This window comes from Streptomyces griseus subsp. griseus (assembly GCF_003610995.1).
In the GTDB taxonomy this organism is placed as follows: Bacteria; Actinomycetota; Actinomycetes; order Streptomycetales; family Streptomycetaceae; genus Streptomyces.
Genome location: NZ_CP032543.1, coordinates 3,959,224 through 3,982,520, shown reverse-complemented (window position 1 = coordinate 3,982,520; position 23,297 = coordinate 3,959,224). Strand labels below are relative to the sequence as shown.

The 23,297-nt window shown below is 66.8% G+C and carries 18 protein-coding genes and 1 riboswitch; of the genes, 6 read left to right on the top strand and 12 right to left on the bottom strand.

The genetic code is table 11. The features are described 5' to 3' along the window. Positions 1-86 precede the first annotated feature (86 nt). From D6270_RS17765 to D6270_RS17745, 5 genes are all read right to left on the bottom strand, one after another. Complete coding sequence (locus D6270_RS17765) at positions 87-2,309, bottom strand: cell division protein FtsK (protein WP_109164531.1); 2,223 nt, start codon at positions 2,307-2,309, stop codon at positions 87-89. A gap of 142 nt (positions 2,310-2,451) precedes the next feature. After that, on the bottom strand, positions 2,452-2,841 hold the full coding sequence (locus D6270_RS17760; RefSeq protein WP_109164532.1) for an RRQRL motif-containing zinc-binding protein: 390 nt from the start codon (positions 2,839-2,841) through the stop codon (positions 2,452-2,454). Next, positions 2,841-3,485, bottom strand: a complete 645-nt coding sequence (locus D6270_RS17755) for a GGDEF domain-containing protein (RefSeq protein WP_109164533.1) — start codon at positions 3,483-3,485, stop codon at positions 2,841-2,843. The genes D6270_RS17760 and D6270_RS17755 overlap by 1 nt, the downstream gene beginning before the upstream one ends. Further along, complete coding sequence (locus tag D6270_RS17750; RefSeq protein ID WP_109164534.1) at positions 3,482-4,513, bottom strand: DUF2637 domain-containing protein; 1,032 nt, start codon at positions 4,511-4,513, stop codon at positions 3,482-3,484. The genes D6270_RS17755 and D6270_RS17750 overlap by 4 nt, the downstream gene beginning before the upstream one ends. Continuing rightward, a complete protein-coding gene (locus D6270_RS17745) occupies positions 4,510-4,806 on the bottom strand; it encodes a hypothetical protein (RefSeq protein ID WP_097967340.1) in 297 nt (98 codons plus the stop codon). The genes D6270_RS17750 and D6270_RS17745 overlap by 4 nt, the downstream gene beginning before the upstream one ends. 656 nt (positions 4,807-5,462) lie before the next feature. On the opposite strand from D6270_RS17745, the gene D6270_RS17740 reads away from it, so the two are divergent. Both D6270_RS17740 and D6270_RS17735 read left to right on the top strand, forming a co-directional pair. After that, positions 5,463-6,221, top strand: coding sequence for a helix-turn-helix domain-containing protein (locus D6270_RS17740; RefSeq protein WP_109164535.1), 759 nt, complete (start codon positions 5,463-5,465; stop codon positions 6,219-6,221). 2 nt (positions 6,222-6,223) lie between these two features. Further along, positions 6,224-6,697, top strand: coding sequence for an NUDIX hydrolase (locus D6270_RS17735; RefSeq protein WP_109164536.1), 474 nt, complete (start codon positions 6,224-6,226; stop codon positions 6,695-6,697). Here D6270_RS17735 and D6270_RS17730 read toward each other — a convergent pair. From D6270_RS17730 to D6270_RS32560, 4 genes are all read right to left on the bottom strand, one after another. After that, positions 6,685-7,257, bottom strand: a complete 573-nt coding sequence (locus D6270_RS17730) for an HD domain-containing protein (protein WP_109164537.1) — start codon at positions 7,255-7,257, stop codon at positions 6,685-6,687. The genes D6270_RS17735 and D6270_RS17730 overlap by 13 nt on opposite strands. Further along, entirely contained in the window at positions 7,254-7,727 is a 474-nt protein-coding gene (locus D6270_RS17725; protein ID WP_109164538.1) for a GntR family transcriptional regulator, read from the bottom strand. The genes D6270_RS17730 and D6270_RS17725 overlap by 4 nt, the downstream gene beginning before the upstream one ends. A 90-nt stretch (positions 7,728-7,817) precedes the next feature. Then, positions 7,818-9,314, bottom strand: coding sequence for a DNA primase (locus D6270_RS17720; protein ID WP_109164539.1), 1,497 nt, complete (start codon positions 9,312-9,314; stop codon positions 7,818-7,820). Positions 9,315-9,319: 5 nt separating this feature from the next. Next, the gene (locus D6270_RS32560; protein ID WP_158650532.1) at positions 9,320-9,661 is read right to left on the bottom strand and encodes a Pepco domain-containing protein; all 342 of its coding nucleotides are present in this window, start codon (positions 9,659-9,661) and stop codon (positions 9,320-9,322) included. Between the two features lie 659 nt (positions 9,662-10,320). Here D6270_RS32560 and D6270_RS17715 point away from each other — a divergent pair. Both D6270_RS17715 and D6270_RS34020 read left to right on the top strand, forming a co-directional pair. Further along, positions 10,321-12,378, top strand: coding sequence for a DEAD/DEAH box helicase (locus D6270_RS17715; RefSeq protein WP_204117098.1), 2,058 nt, complete (start codon positions 10,321-10,323; stop codon positions 12,376-12,378). Continuing rightward, entirely contained in the window at positions 12,365-13,024 is a 660-nt protein-coding gene (locus D6270_RS34020; protein ID WP_109164541.1) for a DUF2290 domain-containing protein, read from the top strand. Before D6270_RS17715 ends, D6270_RS34020 begins: the two co-directional genes overlap by 14 nt. Positions 13,025-14,272: 1,248 nt before the next feature. On the opposite strand, the gene D6270_RS17705 is transcribed toward D6270_RS34020, so the two are convergent. Then, entirely contained in the window at positions 14,273-14,833 is a 561-nt protein-coding gene (locus D6270_RS17705) for a hypothetical protein (protein ID WP_109164542.1), read from the bottom strand. A gap of 130 nt (positions 14,834-14,963) precedes the next feature. Here D6270_RS17705 and D6270_RS17700 point away from each other — a divergent pair, with 130 nt between their 5' ends. Together D6270_RS17700 and D6270_RS17690 are read left to right on the top strand one after the other, a co-directional pair. Then, complete coding sequence (locus D6270_RS17700; protein ID WP_109164543.1) at positions 14,964-15,548, top strand: TetR/AcrR family transcriptional regulator; 585 nt, start codon at positions 14,964-14,966, stop codon at positions 15,546-15,548. Positions 15,549-16,252: 704 nt separating this feature from the next. Next, positions 16,253-18,136: a lysyl oxidase family protein gene (locus tag D6270_RS17690; RefSeq protein ID WP_204117099.1), complete on the top strand. Its 1,884-nt coding sequence runs from the start codon at positions 16,253-16,255 to the stop codon at positions 18,134-18,136. A 69-nt stretch (positions 18,137-18,205) separates the two neighbouring features. Here the strand turns inward: D6270_RS17690 and D6270_RS17685 are convergent, their stop codons facing one another. Continuing rightward, positions 18,206-19,345, bottom strand: coding sequence for a hypothetical protein (locus D6270_RS17685; RefSeq protein ID WP_204117100.1), 1,140 nt, complete (start codon positions 19,343-19,345; stop codon positions 18,206-18,208). Positions 19,346-19,414: 69 nt separating this feature from the next. Next, the gene (cobN, locus tag D6270_RS17680; protein ID WP_109164544.1) at positions 19,415-23,020 is read right to left on the bottom strand and encodes a cobaltochelatase subunit CobN; all 3,606 of its coding nucleotides are present in this window, start codon (positions 23,018-23,020) and stop codon (positions 19,415-19,417) included. Positions 23,021-23,139: 119 nt separating this feature from the next. Further along, a riboswitch (cobalamin riboswitch) is annotated at positions 23,140-23,219 on the bottom strand. Positions 23,220-23,297: the final 78 nt, after the last annotated feature.

Sequence of the window (23,297 nt, the reverse complement as noted above, 5' to 3'; positions counted from 1 at the left end):
TAGTGCGCTGATCAAGCGGCAGATGTGCCGCTAGCGGTGCCGCTAGACCTAGCGGGGTGTGCTGCTAGGTCTAGCGGCGAACCGGGCTAGCTCGCGTCCCGGTTTCCGTCACGCTCCGCAATTGCGGTGAGGATGTGGGATCGCTCGATGCCGCGCCGGTTGGCGCCCTTCCCGGCTTCGGTCTTGCCCCAGACCTGGCCGGTGCTGACGCCGTGCGGCTTGAGGGCGGCGGCCAGCTGCTCGGGCTCCCAGCCGCCGTAGACATCCGGCCGGAGTTCAGCGAGACGGGCCACGACGACTTCGGACCACAGCTTCGGCTCTTCGGCCGGCACGACGGCGAGGATGTCCGCGAGGAGATCGAACCCGCTGGTCTCCCGGTCCTCGAACGACTCGCCCGCGGCGTGCCCGGTGAGCCGTCCGGCTGCCTCGCGCAGGCGGCGGGCCCGCAGCCCGATCACCTCGGCGGTGGGGGCGTCGATGTAGACGGACGAGACGATCCTTGCGTCGGCGCCTTCACCGACGAAGTAGTGGATCCCCTTGTCCTTCCAGCTGAACATGGTGGCCCGGATCCCTCGCTTGTAGGACGAGGTGCCGAGGACCATGTCGTTCTCCAGCTGGCCCATGACCTTCAGGCACCACCGGGCCGACGCGTTCGCGCTGATCCCGGTGGGCAGAGCCTTTGCGTCCGGCCGCTGCGTGGCCAACAGGAGCACGATGCCGGTGGCGGGGCCGCGCTTGACGAGGTCGGTGCAGATTTCTTCGAACTCTCCGCCGTGCTTGGGGTGCTCGAACCAGACCTGGCACTCATCCACCCCGATGACGATCGGGTGCAGCCCGAACTTGGGCTTGTTCGCCAGTTCGGACGTCACCTTGGACTCCGGGCAGATGTCCCGCGGCAGGGACCGGATCATCTTGGCCCGGCGGCGGAGTTCGGTGCGCAGCCCCCGCAGGTCAGCCAGGGCGTATTCGATGTCCTCGTCATCGTCCCCAGCCCGGTGACGGTGCGAGACCCGCTCCCCGACGGGGTCGAGGTCGCCGGTGCCCTTGAGGTCGTAGGTATGCAGCTCGGCCCGGTTGTCGAGTGTTGCGATGAGCAGGAGCAGACGGAGCAGGAACGTCTTGCCCATCCGGGGGATCGCCCCGATGACCCCAGCGATGTACATCAAGGTGATCTCGACCCATCGGCCGCGCTGGTCCGTGCCGAAGGAGACCGGCTTGAACAGGTCGACGGACCCGCCCTTGATCAGGGGCCATGCGGGCTTCGTGGCCGTGGACATGTCCTGATCACCGACCCAGAGCACCAACCGGCCGGTGTGCTCGTCCGGGACGGCTTCGGGCCACACACAGCCGAGCGGGCGGCGCAGGCCGGAGGCCAGCTTGTCGCGGCGCTCGATGACGTCGGTGACCGTGACGCCGTAGGGAAGATCCCCTTCGGCACGCCATCCGGGGCCGTCGCGGGTGATGGGGGCGGTGAAGGTGAACCCGTCGCGGCCCTTGCTCTGCACCTGGTTGATCGCGGTGATCCCGAGAGCCCCGAGGGCCCGCAGCACGATGTCACTGGTGAGCTTGGGTGCCTTGGTCATCTCCACGGCGCGGGTGATGACCGGGGCGTCGGCCTGCGTGCCGGCCGACCCGAGGGCCAGCAGCAGAGCCCCGACCGACAGAGCCTGAAGCCATCCGGGGGCAAGGACGTAGATGGCGAGCGCGATGCCGAGTCCGACGAACATGCCCAGCACCGCAACGAGGGTGCGGAGCCGGACCCGGCCGTCACGCTGGCGGGAGAGCTTGAGGTACTCGGCTGCGTCCTCTCGCCGGACGGACGCGAGCCGGACCGGCTCGCCCTCCCGGTCGGACACCCACCGCATCGTCCCGCCCATGAACTTCGCCGCCCCGACGGGGGCTTGGAAGGTGAGGCGGGCGGCGTAGTACGGGGAGCGCAGTGCGTGGTACCCGGCGAGGTGCCCGTAGTGGCCTGCGGCCCACCGGGTCGCGGTCCGCAGCTCGGTAGTGGAGCGCAGCCACGCGGGAACAATCGCCCGGCGCTTGGCCCCGATGATCCGGCCCATGAACCCGGGCCCGACTTCGGCCGGACCGTCGACCATCATCGGCTGATCCGGGTCGCCCGACCCGTCACCCGACCCGGTGGGAGCCGAGTCGGCCGACTGGTCGGCGAGCGGGTCGGCCGACTCGGTCCGGGCTGTCCGGGCCTTGTCGAGGTCGACTACTTCCCCGACCGAGTCGGGTGCGGTGGGGGTGTTCATGTCGGCTTCGAGTCGGTTGAAGAGTTCGCTTTCGTCGTCGTGATTCACTAACTGTCCTTCCTGGACAAGGGAGTGGACACGGGCCCGGCCGACGCTGTGAGAGGTGAGCGGTCGGGCCCGTGCCGTTGATGCTCGGCCCCCGCAGCGGGGACCAGGGGCAGGATTCCTGCCCCTCGTTCGTGCGTTCGATTTACGTCGCAGGACGCTGCTCTTCGAGGTAGGCACAGGTGGGGCACATGCCGAGTGAGGTCGGGATGCAGTACCCGGCATCCACTCCGCACTGCGGGCAGGTGCGGCGGGCGAGCATCGCCTTGGCGAGCGCCGCGGCCCTGCCCGGGGTCATCGGCCGGACGGGCTTGGCCCGGTCGATGCGGTAGAGGTAGGCGACGGCCACACCGGCTTTGCGGCGGCGCGAGCGGCGCATGATCTGCGCCGCCACCTCCTGCCCACCAGGCCGCAGCCCGCGGGCACGCAGCTGGCGGCGGGTGGCGTAACCGTCGGGGGCGTACTTCCACGGGAACGTCGGTATCCCGTGCACCGCCCCGGTGGGGTCGTAGCACTTGCCGAACGCGGGGGACATCAGGCCGCGTCCCGTGGTCCGGCAAGTGCGGTGCCGCGTCGGCCGGCACGACGTCCGGACCACGTGGCGAAGATCCTGCCGAGCCCGGCCCGACGCACCCCGGCCCTGCCCTGCTTCGCCGCATACATGGCCTCATCCGCCCGCCGCAGCAGACCGGACAGGTCCTCGTCGGGGTGGTCTGCAGCCCGGACCCAGCCGAGCGACACCGTGGTGTGCACTGCCGGGTCCATTCCGTCTGCTGGGCGGGCGAGTACGCCGTGCAGGACGGCGAGGAGGTCGGAGACGGTGCCGTGGTCATCGATGACGACGGCGGCGAACTCATCGCCCCCGAGCCGTCCGGCGACACCGGCCCGGCCGACGTAGTGGGCCAGCCGGTCCGCGGTTGCCCGCAGCAGGGCATCCCCTGCTGCGTGGCCGTAGTTGTCGTTGATCTGCTTGAAGCGGTCGACGTCCGCGAGGACCACCACCGACCGGGGATCCTTGAGCAGGACGGCGGCTCGGCGGGTGAAGCCGTCACGTGTGCGCAGCCCGGTGAGCGGATCCCTGCGAGCGCTACGCAGGGAGCGGCGCAGCCACAGGGTGTGGGCTGACCATCCGGCCGCGAGCGGCCCGGCCGTGGCGAGGGCGGTTAAGAGAGTGTTCATGCCGCCACCGCCCCGGCGTCGTCACTGTGGTCGTCGTGCTCGGTGGCCACGGCGTGCAGCGGCTCGGCTTCGGCGCGCTCTTCCTTGAGGGTGTCGCGCAACGTGCGAGCAGTCGCCGCAGAGACGCGCACCGCCGTGCGGATGCCGTCTGCGGTCAGCGCCGCGTCCGGCCACTCCTCGGTGACCTTTCGGGCCTCGGCCAGGACCTCTTCCGGACTCCGCCGCGGCTTCGGCTTGGACTTCGAACGGCGACGCGGCGAGGACACTGCAGGCGCCTTCGGCTCGGTCGCCTCATCCGGTCCCTGCTCGCCTGGCGGCTCCACCGGCGGTTCGGCCGGCAACTCGGCGGGCGCGGCCTGCTCGGCGGGGTTGGCCTCCCCGAGCTTGAGCAGGACACGCGTGGCCCGCGGCGTCTTCGAACGCCACCGGCGCCCGTGCCGCTCGCGCAGCTCGGCACGGGCGAGCAGACGTTCCCGCTCACGGGTCAGGGCGTCGGCGTAGGAGGTGATCTCCCACAGCGTCATCCGGCGCCAAAGGGTGAAGGTGGAGGGGAAGGCGAGCAGCCACCGGGAGGCGCGGATCTTGTCCATGCGGCGGCCGGTGACGGCGCCGATGCGGGAGGCGTAGATGTGGGCGCCGATCTCGGAGAACACCACCCACAGCAGCGGCATCGTTCCGTGCGCCACCTTGGCCCATAGGTCATGGCCTGCGGAGATGTTCAGTCCGCAGGTGACCAGGGTCAGGATCCAGGGGACGAAGCGGACCCAGGCCAGGGCCATGTCCATCCGGATCAGCAGCAGGTTCGCCACGGAGAACACGGGGATGGACACGTCCATGCCGACGGGGACCATCCACGCTTCGCTGAATCCCCACAGGGCCGCCGCGGCCGAGACCGCGTCGAACGAGGAGATCAGCCCGAGTGCGCCGACACCGGCCGCAGCGAGTGCACCGACACCGGCCAGGCCGAGTTCCGGGCGGGTCAGCGGCGGAACCGCCGGCCGATCCGTGCTGTGCGTTGTGGTCGTCATGCCGCCGCACCGCCCCGGTACTGCCGTCGGCCGGCCGCTCGGCGGGTGGGGAGCAACGCGACGTTGAAGAGCTCCGGGGCGTGAGCCTGGATCGCCTCGGCGGCGGCCTGGCTCACGCGGTCGGGCAGGTCGGGGTTGTCAGCGAGGATGCCGCGAGCCGCGTCCAGACGGGCCGCCCGCTCCATCTCGCTCTCACCTTCCACACCCAGCCAGAGATCCAGGGGGGTACCGAGGGCCAGTTCTACGAAGTCGGTGTCCGAGACGACCTGGTGGCCGCCGATGTACATGCGCATGAGAACTCCAGGACTACGAAGGGATCGGGAACCGGGGCGGTCGCGGTCTTTTGGCGAGAGGCGACCACCCCGGGTACAGCGGGATCAGACAGTGGCGAAGATCAACGAAGCGATCAGCCTCCGAGCGGAGGGCCACAGGGCTTCACCTGTCGGCCGATGCCACGGCCAGCAGGTCCAGAGCCCGGGAAGTCGGGTGCGTCATCGTCGCTGCTCTGACGCCAGCAGGGCGGCGTGCATACGGGTGGCACCCAGGTGCTCTCAGGTGTTCTCCAGAGCCGTTGCACAGAAGGTTGGTGCCGCCGGGCGACATCACCCGGTCACCGCGGGAACGAGGAATTCCACCCCGCCATTCGTTCTTGGCACGCTGTTCAGTTCTCAAGCTGCGAGCGCTTCCTTCGAACCCGTTTCACGGGGCTCTCCGGGCAGGTAGAGCCGTTCATCGCGATCACCCCGCGAGGTGATGCAGTACCTCTATTACAGGTACTGCATCGACTGCCGTCAAGCTCATCGGCGGAACCTCTGGGCTTTGCGCCGGAACTTCTTGGCGCACCATCAGCATCGGTGCAGGCCAGGGGCGTTGGTTACCCCTTCCGTAGACACCTTGGGCCTATCTGGCTACCGTCGAGAAGTCCCAAGACGTCCCACCGGGGGTAGAGATGACCAACGAGCGCTTACGTTCGGCCCTGCTCGCTCAGGGCATGACCGTCCGCGACCTGGCCGAAGCCATCGACGTAAACGCCAAGACGGTGGAGCGCTGGATCACACAGGGGAAGGTGCCGTACCGGCGGCATCAGTACGCGACGGCCTCTGTGCTCGCCGTGGACGTCACGACGTTGTGGGACGACGGCAGGGCTGTCGACAGCGCTACCGACCTAAGCAAGGCGGAGATCGTCACGGTCTACCCGCACCGCCACATGGTCCCGAACGGACTATGGCGGGAGCTTTACGCACAGGCCCGCACACACCTCGATGTGCTGGTCTACTCCGGACTCTGGCTCTCGGAGGACCCTCTCTTCCACGGCCTACTGAAAGCCAAGGTTGAGGGCAACGCGCAGGTGCGGATCATGTTGGGAGACCCCGGCTGCGACGCGGTGCGGCAGCGCGGCATAGACGAAGGGCACCGCATCATGGACGGCAAGATCCGCAATGCCCTGGTGAACTACCAGCCGCTCTTCACGAGCCACCCAGATATCGGCTTCCGGCTCCATGACGCCACGCTCTACAACTCGCTCTTCCGATCCGACGACGAAATGCTCGTGAACACGCACGTCTACGGAATCGGCGCCTACATGGCCCCTGTCCTACACCTGCGCCGACTACCGGGCGGCGGGCTCTTCGACACCTACGCCCGTAGCATCGAACAGACCTGGGGCAGCGCACGCCCGGTCACCAACGACGACATGGTGGGAGCCTGAACATGGGACGCATCGACTACCTCCACGACCCGGACGCCCCGCCGGCCAACTCGGTGGTGCCGTCCGTCGTGGCGTTCGTGCGGAACGACGAAGGCGCCGTCCTGCTCATTCAGCGCTCAGACAACGGCCGTTGGGCGCTGCCCGGTGGCGGCCACGATGTCGGCGAGTCCATCAGTGACACGGTTGTGCGCGAGGTCTGGGAAGAGACCGGCATCAAGGCCGAAGTCATAGACATCTCTGGGATCTACACCGACCCCGGGCACGTGATGCTCTACGACGACGGAGAGGCACGGCAGCAGTTCAGCATCTGTTTCCGCGCTCGCCCCGTCGGTGGTGACGTACGGACGAGCGACGAAACAACTCAGGTCCGCTGGGTTACCGCAGCGGACCTCTCGACTTACGACGTCCATCCGACCATGCGCCTCCGAATCGAGCACGCCATGGACGACGCTCGGCCGGCGCCCTACATCGGCTGACGCTTGACCTCTGCGAGCCGCAGCACGACCCGCGCAGTGCAGGCGAGGATCTCCGGTTCCGCACGCCGGATGAACGTACCGATGAGGCTGTCGGGCCCGTACCGGCCGGCGATCTCGTTCACCCGGTCCACCGGGTTGGTCGACGTGCCGTCTGGCGTGGTGTTCATGTCGCAGTAGCAGAGCGCGTCTGCAAGCTCAGGGTGCTCGCGCGGGAACTCGGCTTCCAGCTCGTCGCGCATCCCGCGCGCTTCGGCTTCCATCCACGCACAGGAGTGGTGAGCGACCAGGGACACGATGCGCTCGTCCGCGTGCGCGACATCCCGGAGGTACCGCGCGCCATCCAGTGGGTGAAAGCCAGTCTCGGCCAAGTCGGGCGCGTACCCAATGTCGTGCAGAACAGCCGCGGCCTCCAGCAGCTCGGCATTGTCTCCGAGGATCGGGGCAAGGGTTCGGGCCCGCTCAGCCACACCCTGGCAATGCGCCCACCGACGCGGCAACGGCTCGGCAAGCAGCTTCTCCGCGAGGGGATACGCCCACTCGGTCAATCGCGTGGTCTTCAAGATTCCGGAGACTCCGTTCGCTTCGGCAGCGCCCGCACGGTGCGCTGCTTGCCTTGCCGAGCCTCGGACAGCAGGCCGACGGATTCCAGCTTGTGGAGAGCCTTGCTCACAGTTGGCCGCGAGACACCGAACCGAGCGCTGAGTTCCGCTGTACTCGGGAAAAGCTGCCCAACCCGCAGATCGTCTTTTGAGAAGACCTCGATAATACGATCAGCAAGGGCAATTCGGCGCCCTTCTTCCTGCCTTCCAGGGCGCACGACTCGCCACCGGCCGCCCGGGACTGGTTCAGCAATGCCTTCAGCGCGAAGAATAGCAAACGCCCGCAACGCTACGCCGCGGGAGACCTGATTATCACGCATAACATCAGCAAGTCGTGGAAGTGTCTTCATGGCTTGATCATCAGAAATCTGAGCACGTAGGGCCTCAGCGATTTGCAGGAACGTTCCGCGAGGGTTGACCTTCTCCGACATCCCTCCCCCTTCGAAGCGCCCCCCGATAGGGCATCGTAGAATAATACCCCGACGACAGAGGCGTACAGCGCTTGCGATCAACATGAGAACTCAAAGCGCATCAGCACCCTTCTGGCGCAACGCTTGGAGGTATTGCTGCAGTGTCCAGATTTCTGTCATCAGCTCAGCCGACGGTTCCCCAGATTCGCGTTCGATTTTTGCCAGCGATGATTGCAGATGATCCACGCGTCGCCCAACCGATCTGATACGCACCTGAGCCAATTGCATACCAGCATAATCGCGTCCGATCTTCTTCCCGTGCATTGGCTCTACCGCCAGCTCAAAGAGAAGTTCTCGCACTTTTTCGTTAGGTGCAGCGTTGCGAATACGCGCCAAGTAGTCCACCTGCCGACTACCCACACCCCCGACAGCCAGAATGCATCGATAGACAGCAGCGTACGGCGCCGCCGTGAATTCCGCTTCCGCATATCCGTCGAATTCGGGAACCAATGCAGGCTTCTGTAGCGCGAGCTTCAGGAGCTCCCTTTCAGTCCGATGCGCAGGACTGCGCAGGTCGGGCAACGAGTCAGCGGGGGGAGTCAATCCCATATGAGGCGCGCGTGAGGGGGAAGTGTGCTTCCGTTCCTGCCGAGATCCACGAGAAGGCGGACTTACCCCGCCTATCTGACGAGATGGAGGCGAGGATGATGTTTGCCCAAAGGGCAGCGGCCACACTGACTGAACTGGCACGGCCCCACTGAGGGGCACTCGGGCCTCTTCCTCGGCAGTTGGCTTCTGCCGAGGAAGAGAGCGCGAAGGCGCATCCATCGGGCCGGGAAAAATAGAAAAGGAGCTCTTTTTCGCATCAGTAACAATTCGCACCTTCTGAGAGCTGCCACCTTTCCCGAAGGCGCGATGCGTGGCATCGATTCGCTCCTGCACCGCCACCTCAAACTGCTCCAGATTGCTCAGCTCGTCATCGCTGACCAAATCACTAACAGCTCGCGAGAAGATGCTAAAGGACTGCCCCGTTACAGCGGCCCCCTCTTTGCTAGAAGAGACATCAGAATCGCGCACGAATAGCGCAACTTGTGCCGGTGAACAAGCATAAACGTACGCAACCTTCCGGCGCAAAGAGGCCGCAACCTTACGATTACTCCACTGCCGAACCCCGGGCGGAGGAGCCATCGCTGCCCGATCGATCCCTTCTCGACAAGCATCGATCAGGAAAATTATCTGTCCGGCAGGCGACTCTTCAAGTTCCTTGACCCAATCTATTTTAATGCAACTTTTATCAATCGCCGACGTTCGAAAATGGGCATCTTCCGGTACGAGGTAGTCGGCGCCCTCAAAATGAAGCCCATGACCGCTCAGCATAACAAGTAGCGCGTCTCCCGGTTGAGCGCGCCACAAGAAGTCGGCGACTCTGCCATTGACAAAATTAGGCGTTACACCTCGCTTAGACGTGGCAATTTCGACCGCATTGAATCCCCGCCGAAGAAGTGCAGTTTTCATTCTCTGCAAGTCTCCCGGCACGAAGGGAAGTGGCGTGATCACTGGGTCATCGTAATCACTAGCACCGATCAACAGAGCCTTGTGCTGAATCACTAATCCTACTGTCGCTTAAATGTGAGGGTGAGACCTCGTCCACTCTGCATCTGTCCCGTGCCAATCAATTGAATACCACCGGTGGCAGTGACTTGAAAGGTGAGTTGCGCTTCGCTCAGGGAGAGCGTTCCTGGCCTATCGGCAATATCAGCAAACACTTGCTGCAGACTGTCAATTGTTTCGGCGAGATTCTTGCGCAGCGGGCCTACGGGAATCGACCGCAGTACAGCTTCGCCGTCGTTGCCGTTACCGAACAGGCCCATTGCGTCACCGCCACCCGTCCCTTCACCGGCCGCCACCCAAAAGGAGAGTGCCGGTTCGCCAAGATCTTCTACACCATGCTCCATCGTCTACCCCTGGCTCAACTGCGGGACTAGTACCTCAACTCTAGTTCTGGACAGCACAGTTTGCACCGACTTGGCTGCAGCGGGCGGAGGCACTCCCCATCCCAGCGCGGCGACCGGCAGCTACGCACCTCCTCCTGGTGAGCTCAGGCGGGCCCCTGCGCCGGCCCTCTCACTTGTAGCGCCGCCTGATGCCCAGACGATCGCCCCGTTGCATTCACTCCCGCCTGGAAGCAGTCACTCAGGCGGATCACAGGTCGAACTAGTGCTCAAATGACTATCAATCAACACAAACGACGCTTTTGGCTGATGACTGCTCAAGAATGTTGCGCGATCCTGGCCTTCACGCCGCGCTACTGGGAGCGTCCTGGAGCTGACATCGAGCCTCTGTGTGGGTGAGGTCGACAAGCGCGCTGCGGCGCGTCTCTCCTGAAAAATTTTTACTCGCATGACGGCACAACACCCGCTACTCCTCGCACCTTTGCTTAGGATGAGTCGTACTTAGCGCGGGCGAGGCTAGCGTCGGGCTAGCTTCATGGCCGCACGACCAAAGGGGAGTTGCGTCGCGCATGCCGCTACAGGTTGTTTACGGCGAGAGCCGAGACCGAATCCGTGCCTCGCTCCTGGCGGATCAACTGCGTACAGTCACTGATGAAGGGACGGTGTATCTCGGCTATCCCGTGCTCGCAACTGCAGAGGAGAACGTCGAGGTTGATGCGTTGATGGTCAGCCGTTCTCACGGCGTTGTGGCGTTCCTGCTCGCAGAGTCCATCCCTCGTACCGCCCCGGATTGGGCAGCCATTCAAGCGCAACAGGACCGCTTGTACGATGTGTTGGACAGCACGCTCAGCAAACATCGCTCTCTCCGCAGGCGACGCACGCTAGCCGTGGACATCACAACGGTGACTGTTTTCCCCGGTCCCGTCAATTCTCCAGACCTCGATGCTGACGGGGCCATCTACTGCGACTTGCAGGACGTCGCTGCCGAAATCATGCAGCTTCCGGGAATCGATGAGCCCCTCGAACGTGCAGTGCAAGGTGCTTTGCAGCGCGTCAGCACAATCAAACCGGCTAAGAAGCGATCTTCAGTCGAGGGAACTACCTCGCGTGGTGCAGTCCTAAAAATCATCGAGGCTGGAATAGCGAATCTGGACCAGTGGCAGAAGTCTGCTGCCATCGAAACACCACAGGGCCCTCAGAGAATCCGCGGCTTGGCAGGTTCAGGAAAGACAGTAGTTTTGGCGTTGAAGGCCGCTTACCTGCATACTCAGCACCCAGAGTGGCATATCGCCGTGACGTACTACTCCCGCGCCCTGTATCAGCAGATCGAAGATCTGATTGCCAGGTTTACGTTTGAGTATCGCAACGACCGCCCCGATGAAAACTACCTGCAGATTCTACACTCGTGGGGGTCTGCTTCTCGCGCAGGCATGTACAGCGAGATGGCCCGGGCCGCTGGGACCACACCGCGGGACTTCAGTTACGCCAGGGCCACTTATGGAATGGACAATGCATTCCAGGGAGTTTGTCGTGAACTTCTGACGATCGTCAAAGCATCCAACCCCGAACCAATTTTCGATGCCGTACTCATCGATGAAGCGCAAGACCTCCCTCCCGAGTTCTTTCAATTGATCTACCATTTCACAAGATCCCCCAAGCGGATTGTTTGGGGATTCGATGAACTGCAAAAACTCTCTGAGTCCGCAATGCCGAGCACGGATGAACTATTTGGGACTGGCCCGGAAGGTCAAAGCCTGGTCTCTATCGTTAATCGAGATAACGAGCCCAAGAAAGATATTGTCCTACCGGTCTGCTATCGAAATACACCATGGGCGCTGGCCACCGCACATGCCCTTGGTATCGGTGTCTACCGAAAAGGCGGCCTTCTGCAACATTTCGACAATCCTGAGCTCTGGGACGACATTGGGTACGAGACAGTGCATGGCGAGCTTGCCCTAGGATCCCCGGTGACTTTGGAGCGCAAGCATGACAGCGCCCCCTCCTACTTCCGAGACCACGTCTCTGTTGACGACGCGGTCGTTATGCAAAGATTTGATAGTCAAGAGTCGCAAGATATTTGGGTAGCTCAGGATATCAAAAAGAGCCTCACCGAGGACGAGCTTGAGCATGACGACATTTTGATTGTCTTGCCGGATGTTTACCGCGCAAAGTCGCGAGCGCCTCGACTCATGCGAACGCTTCAGGAGCACGGCATTCCGTCACACCTCGTCGGTGTCAACACGAGCGTGGACACGGTCTTCGTACGCGGCTCCGTAGCTCTTGCGCACATTTTTCGCGCAAAAGGCAATGAAGCCCCTATGGTCTATGTTGTCGACTCTCAGAATGCAGCCAGCAATTTCAACACCGTTACGCGCCGAAATACTCTTTTCACCGCCATCACACGCAGTCGCGCCTGGGTTCGCATCACGGGATACGGGGACGCCATGGATGTGGTGGCCCGAGAGATCGAAACCGTTCGGGAAAAAAATTTCCAGCTGGAATTCAATATCCCAAGTCGCCAATCACTAGCGCAGATACGGCATCTGCATAGTGACCAATCTGGCAACAATTCCGGGAAGGCGAAACGGGCGGCCGAGGGGCTCCAGATGTTCCTGGAGGCATACGAAGCGGATGAGATCGATCTGGACGAAATCCCGCCGGCCATACGCACGCGGTTGATGAGGAAACTCAGGGAAGAGCTCCCGAGTGACGACGCCTAGATCGGTTCGTGACGATATTGTCAATTTCCTTGACTACCTACTGGGTTCAGATATCGCCGTTTTCGCCAATACGGTTTCCATCAAAGGCGCTCGAGTTTCATGGAATGCCCTGGACCCCACAATCCCCTTCCTTGTTAACCGCGGCGATCCCAGTCTGCAGGATTACCGACGGTGGGCTGAGGCAGGAGCCTATTCTGCACTCCTGTTTGACGGTGCGCTCTTGCAGATCACATATGACGTGGAAGGAGGAGACATTGCTGGGCACCGTCTCGCCTACATACCTTGCCCGTACAGGCTAGACGCCGAGATGTTGCGCATCGACCCCATCTTGGATGTTTTGGACCTACACATAGAATCCGATCCCACCAGTATGGTGTTGCACTCAGCGGTGCGCTTTGACTACGACCCAGCCTCAGCCGCGCCCGGGCATCCAGCCTCGCACCTGACAATCAACTCGTCTCATTGCCGGATTGCTTGCGCTGCTCCCATGCATGTCGGGAGATTCGCCGACTTCCTATTCCGGCACTTCTACGCCGACCTGTGGGCAGCTCACCGCAGCTACTTCTCCGCCAGTGCCACACGACATATAGGTGACCGCACATTGACTGAAGGCGACCGCGCCAGCCCTCACCTGATGTGGAACTAGGTCGTGACTACGGTGGCTGGCAGACTCCGCGACGCGGTCTAGGAAGCCGTCACGACGTGATACCCCTGCGGCCTCCTCCTCTGAGCATGACAGCTGGAGCTTTCCATTCGTCTCGACGACGGTTGCCGAAGCGTGTTTCTGTGCATCGCGCATACGCCTTTCCTGGCGCTAGCGCTGTGAAGAAACTTCCCTCAGGTCAGGAGTTACCTGACCCATGGGTAGGGAGTTCAGAGTGGCGTCTCAACCAAGGTGCGGCGTACGCACCACAGGTGGCGCCGCGTGCCGGAACCCGGCAGTGACTCGGCACGTCTCGTTGCGCGAAGCATCAGGGCCCCTGGTCGGCCTATGGAGTCGCACAACGCGAGGAGAAGGAAGCCAAGGAAGAGAAGCGCAAGATCCGCAAAAGTCGATGCGCTACCACTAGACCTCCGGGAGCCGGCACAGTCTCATCTGTAGTCTCGTTCACAGCCGTACGCGGTCGTTCAATCTTCCCGGCAGGCCTGCCCGTGAGCTGGTGGGTGGACGCGAACGAACCAGGATGAACACGGACATGCAGAGTTGGAAAGCGTGTTGGGGGCAACCCCTCACGAGTTCGAATCTCGTATCCTCCGCCATTGCTCTCACCGGGCAATACGTCGAAGGCCCCCACCACTTGCGGTGGGGGCCTTCGACGTTGGCGGTTGCAGTTCCGCTCGGCGCCCGTTGAGGACGGCCCGGCAAACCTTGCGGTACGTGGTCGCGTTCGGCCCGTACCGGCGTGTCATCTGGCTGCAGCCGACGCACAGTCCGAGTTCCCAGGACCGGCAGCGCAGCGCTGTGGAGGCCGCTGCCCGCTCGACGGGAGTGCTCCGAGTCGAGTGGGCCCGGGCGCTGGGCCGGAAGGCGGGGAAGAGTGAAGCCGCCGGTCGGCTGGGCGAGATCGAGCAGAGGCCGGGCGTCACCGGCGGACCAGCTGTCTTCGCCTGCCCGGCAACTGCGGTCGGCCTCCTGCTCTGCGAAGGTGATCATGTCGTCATCCTCTTCGACCGGCGTGGCGGGCAGGGGCGTTCTCTCGTCGACGATCTCCTCCCACAGTGCGCGATCGGCCGCCGACACCCGCATGCGCCGTCCGGCGCTGCACCCAGCCCTCGGAGATCCCGGCCCAGCACCTGGGCGAAGAAGGACCGAGCGGCCGGGATGAGGAGCTCGACCCCGCCGACTTCTGATCCTCGGCTCACCCGACGCCGACGGTCTCGTCCGGGCGACGCGTCACATCCTGCGGGCCCGTCCCAGGCGGAGGGCGGAGACCAGGAAGAAGACGCCGCCGAGGAACGCGTAGCCGGCGAGGTTGGTCAGGGAGGCGTCGCCCGTGCCCGCCTGGGCGACGAACGAGGCACCGGCGAGTGTGGAGATGGCCCCGCTGGCGATCATCGCCCACTGGCCGCCGAGTTGGCGGCGGGCGGCGCCGACGACGAGCTGGACCACGCCCGCGGTGACGGCCCAGACGCCCCAGACCCGCAGGACGGCCGGGATGCCGGAGGTGGCGGCGACGGCGAGGGCGATGCCGGTGAGGGCGCTGAGCGCGATGTTCACGTACAACCCGCGCACCGGTTGGGCGTTCGCTCGGGCGGAGCGGAGATCGATGACCGCGCAGGCCACGTCGAACATGGGGTAGATCACCAGCAGCGTGGCCGTGAGCGCACCCAGGTTGTCGGCGGTCGCGAACAGCAGGGCCGCCCATACCGCGGCGAAGCCGAAGCGCAGGAAGTACAGCTTGCGCAGGGCTGTGGGGACGCTGGCGGCGGGAGCTGTACCGACGAGGGTGTCCACGGAAGTTCCTTTCGGGGAGAGGCGTCACCCTCTCGCGAGGGAGAACGTTCGGTCTCTTTTATTGAAAGGGGGTGAGGGGTGGGCTGTCAAGACCGAACGTTCTCCCTCATCGATGCGGTAGCCTGGCCGTATGAGTGAGGGCACGGGAGGCAGCAGCACGTCGGCGGCGCGGGCTCGGCTGCTCGACACGGCGACCAGGATCTTCTACGCGGAGGGCATCCACTCCGTCGGCGTCGACCGGATCATCGCGGAGGCGCAGGTCACCCGCGCCACGCTGTACCGGCACTTCACCGGCAAGGAAGAGCTCGTTCTCGCCTACCTCGACCAGGCCGACCGGGGGATCCGGGCAGGCATCGAGGCCGCGCGGGCGGACGAGGAGTCGGCGGCCGACGCGGTCCGGGCGATCGGCCGGTTCATCACCGGGGGCATTCAGAGCCCCGGGTTCCGCGGCTGCGCCTTCCTCAACGCGGTGGCCGAGTACCCCGACCCCGCCCACCCCATCCACCAGGCCGTCCTGGCCCACCGCCAGTGGTTCCTGGAGACCGTCACCGAGTTGCTGGCGCAGGTCGGCGACCGGCCCGCCGACGGAGCCGGCCGGCATCTCGTCATGCTCCGCGACGGCGCCATGGCGTCCGGCTGCCTCTCCGACCCGAAGCCGATCGCCGAGACCTTCCTCCTGGGCGTCGACGGAATTCTGCGGGCACGCGGGGCCTGAGCGACCGCGGCGGACGGCTGCGAGGCCGCGGGAGTACAGGAGGTCGAGCAGCCGGCCCGGGTGGTGGCACCGGGAAAGAGCCCGAGGCTGCGACGGCGGGCAGGAATCATGTCGTGTGTGGCGACCCCAGTTCCCGCGTGCGGTGGTCGTGAGAGCGGTGAGGTGTTCCCGGCCGGGATGGCTCAACCCCATCACGGCTGGGGTGCGCATGGCCGCCTGCGCCAGGACTCGGCGCCAGCCCGGGCCGTTCAACTCCCGCCGGGGCAACGAGGGTCGGCTGCCGCCAGGAAGACGGAGTGAGCTGTGGCGCGGCTGTGGTCCGTCACGTACTTCGGTGCCCACGCGCCGCGGATGGGGGACCGGGAAGGCCAGGACTCCGTGGGGCCCGAGGTGGAGAGCGAAGGCATGTGGTCGGGGGCCATCCCCGCGCTTCGTGAGCGATGCGACGAGGAATCAGCCACACCTTCTCGGGCCGCATTCCCCTGCTCCTGGGAAAACCGCAGGCTCCCTGGATTCCGGACCGCTGCCCACAGTAAGGCGAACGGCGCTTTTCGGACAACCCAGGCCTATCCGGTGGACCTCAGACAACCCGAGCGCCCAACTCCGCCTCTCACAGGCCGGACACAGCGTCGCCACAGGTGAGTTGGGGCCGTGCTGTTCGTCCGCGTCCCATCACGTGCTCGGAAAAGCCGGAAGTACGAGGAATGATGACCAGATCCCAGCAGGGCCGCACCAACCGTCTCACCCGCCCCTCGATCGCCATCGCCGCCGCTGTCGCCGTGACGGCCGGGGTCGTGGCCGCCGCGCCAGACGCCAAGACCGCGCAGCCGGGGCCGAAGCTCAGCCTGATCGCCGCCTCCACCTCGGTGACGCTCGACTCGTGGAAGGAGGATCCAGGGGTCTACCTCGATCTCGGGACCTATCTCACCTCCGAGAAGGGCGCCTTCGAGCTCAAGGTGACCCGTAAGTCCTACAAGGATCCGGTCGTCGCCCGGCAGATCATCCGGAACGGGAAGAAGACGCAGACCAAGACGCTTCCCGCGGGGCTGGTGAAGGACTTCGCCGGGCTGCCGGGCTTCGTGACGGTCAGTGTCACCGATGCCGCGGGGAAGTCGGTGCTGAAGAAGACCGAGGCCTTCTGCCCCAACAACGCCTCCGGGCGCGTACGGCCCGACGCTCCCGCCAACTCGAAGTATCCGCAGAGCTGTCCGGTCAACCCCTTCACCCTCGGTTCCGTGTGGGGCGTGGAGAACGGGTGGGCGGCCAACACCTATGCCGGTTACTACTCCGAGCCGGTCCAGCTGGCCGCGGGGAAGTACACCGCCAAGATCTCCGTGACGAAGAAGTACCGCGATCTCTTCGGGATCGCCGACAAGCCGCAGACCGTCAAGGTCGTCGTGCGTGAGCGGAGTTGGGAGGAGGGGGAGGGCGTTTCCACGTCCGCCGTCCCCTCCTCCGACAAGGCCGCCAGAGCCGCAAAGGCCTCTCGGTCCACCGAGTCCGCCGCCGAAGCCGGGCATGGCGCCCACGCCGGCCACGGATCGGGCGCCGGCTCCGGGCACGCCGGGCACGGTGCCGCCTCCCCGGCCGCCTCCTCGCAAGGCACTCACGACGCTCACAGTGCACACGGCGCCCCCGCCCGTACCGACGCACCCGCCAACCCGACGACCGGGGCCGGGGCCACGTACAACGTCGGGCACGGGCCCTACCCGCCCGCGCCGCCCGCTCTCCCCTGGGCGCTCAAGAAGCAGGCCGCCGAGAGGGACGCCTTCGGGGCGCAGGGGTTCGCCGCCGCCAAGGTCGGTGACCGGGCCGGGCAGACCGACGGGTCGCGGCAGGCTCCCGGGGCGCGGCCCAACGCCAAGCGGCCCACCGGCAAGGCCTCCGTGCCCGATGTGCCCAAGCCCGACCTGCGGTCGCTGCCCGCGTACGGCATCACCGTCAGCGACGGTTACGAGGACGTGCCCGGCAAGGACTACCTCGCCTTCAGCGCCAACGTGTGGAACGCGGGGCCGGCCAAGCTCGTCGTGGACGGCTTCCGCTCGCCGGGCAAGAAGCTGATGGACGCCTACCAGTACTTCTACGACGCCAAGGGCAAGCAGGTCGGCTACGCCCCGACCGGCACCATGGAGTGGGACCCGCGCCCCGGCCACGAGCACTGGCACTTCACGGACTTCGCCAGCTACCGGCTGCTGAAGGCCGACAAGAAGGAGACCGTCCGCAGCGGCAAGGAGGCCTTCTGCCTCGCCAACACCGACGCCGTCGACTACACGGTCAAGAACGCCAACTGGCACCCCGGCAACACCGACCTGTCCACCGCGTGCGGCCAGGAGAACTCGATCTCCGTACGTGAGGTCCTCGACGTCGGCTCCGGTGACACCTACACCCAGGACCTGCCGGGCCAGTCCTTCGACATCACCGACCTGCCCAACGGCACCTACTACATCCAGGTCCTCGCCAACCCGGAGAACCGGCTCAAGGAGACCAACCTCAAGAACAACAGCGCCCTGCGCAAGGTCGTCCTGGGCGGCAAGAAGGGCGCCCGTACGGTGAAGGTGCCCGCCCACCAGCTGGTGGACGCCAACTGATCCTCGGGCTGTCGCCCTCCGCACCTTCCACGTGATGCCGGCCCCGGGATACCGCTCCCGGGGCCGGCATCACCCCGTCTCCCCCACCGCCCGCCGGTCCGTCACCCGCCCCGTCGCGTCCGCGTCCAGGCGGGCCGTACCCTCCGTACCGCTCACCGTGACGCGGACCCGCGGCCCCACCCCGCCACCGGTGCCCGGGGTCACGTCGATGCGCCAGCTCTCGGGGTCGCGTACGCCCAGGGTCGTGCGCGCCTCACGGACGAGGCCGGGGAGGAGTTCGTACGGGAGGGACTGGAGGTGGACCGTCTCGGCGGGCGGGAGGGCGGAGTCGCCGCGCACCGCCATGCGGTGGTCCTCGATCGTGATCGCGGTGACGTACGCGGTCCCCACCCGGGTCTCCAGCTCCATCGCGGTCGCCCGCATCCGTCCGAAGGTGAGCAGGGAGGACGAGGGCCCGGAGACGGTGGTGGAGGTGGAGAACGTACGGGAGGCGGAAGAGGACGGCGGCTTCGGCGCGGCCGGGGGGTCGTCCGACGTGGACAGCTCCCCCCGGAAGACCAGGACGACCAGCGCCGCCCCCGCCAGCAGCGCGACCAGCCCCAGCAGGCACCACGCGCCGCCGACCGCGTCCGGGTCGCTCACCAGCGTGGACTCGGGCGCCGAGTCGATCTGTGCCCCCTCGGCCCGACGGCTCCACTCCGGAGTCGGCCGGGTGACGATACGGACGTCCCAGGGCTGGTCCGGGCGGTACTCCACCACCGCGACGCCGCCCGGCCGGTAGGCGGGGATGTCGACCAGGTTGATGGACTGGCTGATCTTCACGCGGTACGCCGACCGGCCGTCCTCCGGTCCCGGGGCCACGGTCAGCCGGAACTTCACCGGTACGTCGGCGGTCTCGCCGCCCGTCGCCCGCAGGTCCTCGATCCGGGCCAGGGCGATCCGCGCGGCCGGCGGCGCCTCGCGCCCCGAGCGCCGCCCGCCGAGAGCGGCGAGGAGGATCAGCAGGACCAGGACCCCGCCCCCGGAGACGAGGACGGGCACCCGCTCCAGGATGACGCCGACCACGAGGGCGGCGACCGCCGCACCGGTGACGCCGGAGAGCACAGTCAGGCGCAGCGCGGCCGGAAGGCCACCGGCAGCTGAACGTGCCTTCCCCGCAGCCTCGTCGACCTCACCAGCACCCCGTCGACCCTGCCCCGTCATCCCCATGACCGTGATTGTGCCGGTCGGGGGCGGGCCGGGGCAGGGGGCGGAAGAAGAACGGAAGGGGAAGGAGGGTCAGTCCTCGCCCTCCAGGTTTCCCTCCGTCTCCAGGTACACCTGCCGCAGCGCCTCCAGCACCGCCGGATCCGGCTTGGCCCACATGCCGCGCGACTCGGCCTCCAGCAGGCGTTCCGCGATGCCGTGCAGGGCCCAGGGGTTGGCCTCCTGGAGGAACCGCTTGTTCTCCGGGTCCAGGACGTACGTCTCGGTGAGCTTGTCGTACATCCAGTCGGCGACGACGCCGGTCGTGGCGTCGTAGCCGAAGAGGTAGTCGACGGTCGCGGCCAGCTCGAACGCGCCCTTGTAGCCGTGGCGACGCATCGCCTCGATCCACTTCGGGTTGACGACCCGGGCGCGGAAGACGCGGGAGGTCTCCTCGACGAGCGTGCGCGTGCGGACGGTCTCGGGGCGGGTGGAGTCCCCGATGTACGCCTCCGGGGCCTTGCCCTTCAGCGCGCGCACGGTGGCCACCATGCCGCCGTGGTACTGGAAGTAGTCGTCCGAGTCCGCGATGTCGTGCTCGCGGGTGTCGGTGTTCTTGGCGGCGACCTCGATGCGCTTGTAGGCGCTCTCCATCTCCTCGCGGGCCGGGCGGCCGTCGAGCTCGCGGCCGTAGGCGTAACCGCCCCAGACCGTGTAGACCTCGGCGAGGTCGGCGTCGGTGCGCCAGTCTCGGGAGTCGATGAGCTGGAGGAGCCCGGCGCCGTACGTACCGGGGCGCGAGCCGAAGATCCTGGTCGTGGCCCGGCGTTCGTCGCCGTGCTCGGCCAAGTCGGCCTGGGCATGGGCCCGTACGTAGTTCTGCTCGGCCGGTTCGTCCAGAGAGGCGGCCAGCCGTACGGCGTCGTCCAGCAGCCCGATCGTGTGCGGGAACGCGTCCCGGAAGAAGCCGGAGATGCGGAGCGTGACGTCGATCCGGGGACGGCCCAACTCCTCGTGCGGGATGGGCTCCAGACCCGTGACGCGGCGCGAGGCGTCGTCCCAGACGGGCCGGATGCCCAGCAGCGCGAAGGCCTCCGCGATGTCGTCGCCCGCCGTGCGCATCGCGCTGGTGCCCCAGAGCGAGAGGCCGACCGAGGTGGGCCAGTCGCCGTTGTCGGTGCGGTAGCGGGTGAGGAGAGAGTCGGCGAGCGCCTGTCCGGTCTCCCAGGCCAGCTTGGACGGAACGGCCTTCGGGTCGACCGAGTAGAAGTTACGGCCGGTCGGCAACACGTTCACCAGCCCGCGCAGCGGCGAACCGGACGGCCCGGCCGGCACGAAGCCGCCGTTCAACGCATGCACGGCGTGGGTGAGTTCGTCGGTCGTGGCCGCCATGCGCGGGACGACCTCGGTGGCCGCGAAGGCGAGGATGTCGGTCACCGCGCCGGGAAGGCCCGCGGCCACCTCTGCCACGGCCGCCGGGTCCCAGTCCGCGTCGTCCATCGCCTGGACGAGCGCGCGGGCCTGCTCCTCGACCGCGTCGGCGTCCGTGCGCGTGGCGGCCGACTCGTCGAGGCCGAGCGCCTCACGGAGCCCCGGCAGCGACGCCGTACCGCCCCAGATCTGGCGGGCGCGCAGCACGGCCAGCACCAGGTTGACCCGGTCGTTCCCGGCGGGCGGGTTGCCCAGGACATGCAGCCCGTCGCGGATCTGGACGTCCTTGATCTCGCAGAGCCAGCCGTCGAGATGCATGATGAAGTCGTCGAAGCCCTCGTCCTCCGGCCGGTCCTCCAGGCCGAGGTCGTGGTCCAGCTTCGCCGCCTGGATCAGCGTCCAGATCTGGGCGCGGACGGCAGGCAGCTTCGCCGGGTCCATCGCGGCGATCTGGGCGTGCTCGTCGAGGAGTTGCTCCAGGCGCGCGATGTCGCCGTAGCTGTCCGCGCGGGCCATCGGCGGGACGAGGTGGTCGATCAGCGTGGCGTGGACGCGCCGCTTGGCCTGCGTGCCCTCGCCCGGGTCGTTGACCAGGAACGGGTAGACGAGCGGCAGATCGCCGAGAGCGGCGTCCGGGCCGCAGGCGGCCGACAGACCGGCGTTCTTGCCCGGCAGCCACTCCAGGTTCCCGTGCTTGCCCAGGTGGATCATGGCGTCCGCACCGAAGCCGTTGTCGTCGGCGGAGGCGGCGATCCAGCGGTAGGCGGCCAAGTAGTGGTGGGACGGCGGGAGATCGGGGTCGTGGTAGATCGCGATCGGGTTCTCGCCGAAGCCGCGCGGCGGCTGGATGAGGATGAGGAGGTTCCCGCGCCGCAGGGCCGCGAGGACGATGTCGCCCTCCGGGTTGGCGGACCGGTCCACGAACATCTCACCGGGCGCCGGGCCCCAGTGCTCCTCCACCGATTCCCGCAGTTCCTGCGGGAGTCGGGCGAACCAGCGGCGGTAGTCGGCGGCCGGAATGCGGACCGGGTTCTTGGCCAGCTGCTCCTCGGTCAGCCACTCCTGGTCATGGCCGCCGGCCTCGATCAGCGCGTAGATCAGCTCGTCGCCGTCGCCGGAGACCAGCCCCGGGATGTCGGTCTCGGGCCCGAAGTCGTACCCCTCGGCGCGCAGCCGCCGCAGCAGCGCCACGGCGCTGGCAGGCGTGTCGAGGCCGACGGCGTTCCCGATCCGGGAGTGCTTGGTCGGGTAGGCGGAGAGCACGAGCGCGATGCGCTTCTCGGCGTTCGGGATGTTCCGCAGCTTCGCGTGCCGTACGGCGATCCCGGCGACCCGGGCCGCGCGCTCGGCGTCGGCGACGTACGCCGGGAGCCCGTCCTCGTCGATCTCCTTGAAGGAGAAGGGCACGGTGATCAGCCGCCCGTCGAACTCCGGCACCGCGATCTGGGTGGCCGCGTCCAGCGGGGAGACGCCCTCGTCGTTCTCCTCCCACGCGGCGCGCGGGCTGGTGAGGCAGAGCGCCTGGAGGATCGGCACGTCGAGGCCGGTCAGCGCGCCCGCGTCCCAGGACTCGTCGTCGCCACCGGCCGAGGCCTCGGCGGGCCTGGTGCCGCCCGCCGCGAGGACGGTGGTCACGATGGCGTCGGCGGCGCGCAGCTCCTCGATCAGCTCGGCCTCCGGCGTGCGGAGAGAGGCGACGTACAGCGGAAGCGGCCGGGCTCCCGCGTCCTCGACCGCTGTGCACAGCGCGTCGATGAACGCGGTGTTCCCGCTCATGTGGTGGGCGCGGTAGTAGAGGACGGCCACGGTCGGCGCGCCCGCGTCCACCGCACGGGCCTCCCGCTCCAGCGGGCCCCACGCGGGGGCCGGGGCGGGCGGCTCGAAGCCGTGGCCGGTCAGCAGCACGGTGTCGGAGAGGAACCGGCCCAGCTGCTCCAGGTTGGCGGGCCCGCCGTGCGCGAGGTAGGCGTGCGCCTCGGCGGCTATGCCGATCGGCACGGTGGATGCGGCCATCAGCTGCGCGTCCGGAGCCTGCTCACCGGTCAGCACGACGACCGGCCGCCCGGTGGCCAGCACGGCGTCGAGGCCTTCCTGCCACGCGCGTACGCCGCCGAGGAGACGTACGACGACGAGGTCGGCGCCGTCCAGCAGCTCGGGGAGTGCGTCGAGGTCGACGCGGGAGGGGTTGGCGTACCGGTAGCTGACCGGTCCCTCGGATGCTCGGGCGCTCAGGAGGTCGGTGTCGGACGTCGACAGGAGCAGGATCATGCTGCGTCAGGCCTTCCTCGGGGTGTCCACGCCCCGGGCGGTGTCGGAGGGGTCTCCCCGCGCCTGGCTCCACGGGCCGGGCGCCGCACCCGGCTCGGAAACCGGGCGCTCGGGGAAGGGAGTTCCTGACTCGCCCGGCCGGTGGCGGCGGCCGTGCTCACAGTGGCGGGACCGCGCCGGAATCTCACCGGGCTTCCTCCCCTGTCGCCGTCTGGCGATGGCGGCCTGAACGGACCACCGCCTGCATCCTAAGCGGCGGGGGTGGGGGCGGGGCAGG

Excerpts from the sequence above, each read along its gene's own strand:
- D6270_RS17755 (WP_109164533.1), bottom strand. The coding sequence starts at position 3,485 with ATGAACACTCTCTTAACCGCCCTCGCCACGGCCGGGCCGCTCGCGGCC.
- D6270_RS17700 (WP_109164543.1), top strand. The coding sequence starts at position 14,964 with ATGAGTGAGGGCACGGGAGGCAGCAGCACGTCGGCGGCGCGGGCTCGG.
- D6270_RS17725 (WP_109164538.1), bottom strand. The coding sequence starts at position 7,727 with ATGTCGGAGAAGGTCAACCCTCGCGGAACGTTCCTGCAAATCGCTGAG.
- D6270_RS17735 (WP_109164536.1), top strand. The coding sequence starts at position 6,224 with ATGGGACGCATCGACTACCTCCACGACCCGGACGCCCCGCCGGCCAAC.
- D6270_RS17685 (WP_204117100.1), bottom strand. The coding sequence starts at position 19,345 with ATGGGGATGACGGGGCAGGGTCGACGGGGTGCTGGTGAGGTCGACGAG.
- D6270_RS17750 (WP_109164534.1), bottom strand. The coding sequence starts at position 4,513 with ATGACGACCACAACGCACAGCACGGATCGGCCGGCGGTTCCGCCGCTG.
- D6270_RS17690 (WP_204117099.1), top strand. The coding sequence starts at position 16,253 with ATGATGACCAGATCCCAGCAGGGCCGCACCAACCGTCTCACCCGCCCC.
- D6270_RS17740 (WP_109164535.1), top strand. The coding sequence starts at position 5,463 with ATGACCAACGAGCGCTTACGTTCGGCCCTGCTCGCTCAGGGCATGACC.
- cobN (WP_109164544.1), bottom strand. The coding sequence starts at position 23,020 with ATGATCCTGCTCCTGTCGACGTCCGACACCGACCTCCTGAGCGCCCGA.
- D6270_RS32560 (WP_158650532.1), bottom strand. The coding sequence starts at position 9,661 with ATGGAGCATGGTGTAGAAGATCTTGGCGAACCGGCACTCTCCTTTTGG.
- D6270_RS17760 (WP_109164532.1), bottom strand. The coding sequence starts at position 2,841 with ATGTCCCCCGCGTTCGGCAAGTGCTACGACCCCACCGGGGCGGTGCAC.
- D6270_RS17745 (WP_097967340.1), bottom strand. The coding sequence starts at position 4,806 with ATGCGCATGTACATCGGCGGCCACCAGGTCGTCTCGGACACCGACTTC.